This is a genomic window from Deinococcus piscis (assembly GCF_014653275.1).
Classification (GTDB): Bacteria; Deinococcota; Deinococci; order Deinococcales; family Deinococcaceae; genus Deinococcus; species Deinococcus piscis.
The window spans coordinates 1-548 of the sequence record NZ_BNAL01000100.1 but is presented as its reverse complement, the minus strand read 5'-3'; the positions used below and the strand labels follow the sequence as shown (position 1 = coordinate 548).

At 53.8% G+C, this 548-nt stretch carries 1 protein-coding gene; it reads left to right on the top strand.

The window, feature by feature from the left end:
- A partial coding sequence (locus IE158_RS13465; RefSeq protein WP_229839149.1) for a hypothetical protein occupies nt 1–494 on the top strand: 494 nt, incomplete at its 5' end.
- Between the last annotated feature and the right edge of the window lie 54 nt (nt 495–548).

Sequence of the window (548 nt, the reverse complement as noted above, 5' to 3'; positions counted from 1 at the left end):
TCGTCTTCAGGAGTCAGTTGGGGGTCAAGTCGTCTGATGACTTAGTCTACACCCGGAAGCTACTTACGAGTTGTAAAAAGGAGAAAACCTTGCCCACTTATCAAGATTGGAATGACGCGCTGATTGAACACTTTACTTATGGGGCACCTGTAGGCAGCACCATCTACCTAAACGTTTCCGACTTAGCACTAGAACGTATAGGCCAGCAGCGCTGGGGGGAGACGAGTACAGGAACCTGGGCCGACGATTATGCGGAGGCCATCCGCGAAGAGCTGGTGGACGAGGGCTGCATTTTTCTAGGTTCTGTCTGGGAAAATGATGCACGAGGACGGCCCTTAGGAGTGGCTTTCCTGGGCGCTCTGGTGCTGGTCGCCACTCGCATGGACAGCGATGAAATCCAGCAAATCAGCCAGAACGACTACATGACTCGCCTAAATCATTTCCTCAATACAGTTCCCGCCAGCGCACAGATGCGCCGCCCCCTCAGTAGGTGACAACTTCACTTCCAGCCCCTCCTGGTGGGCAAAAAGGCTGGGTCAGCAGGTCTA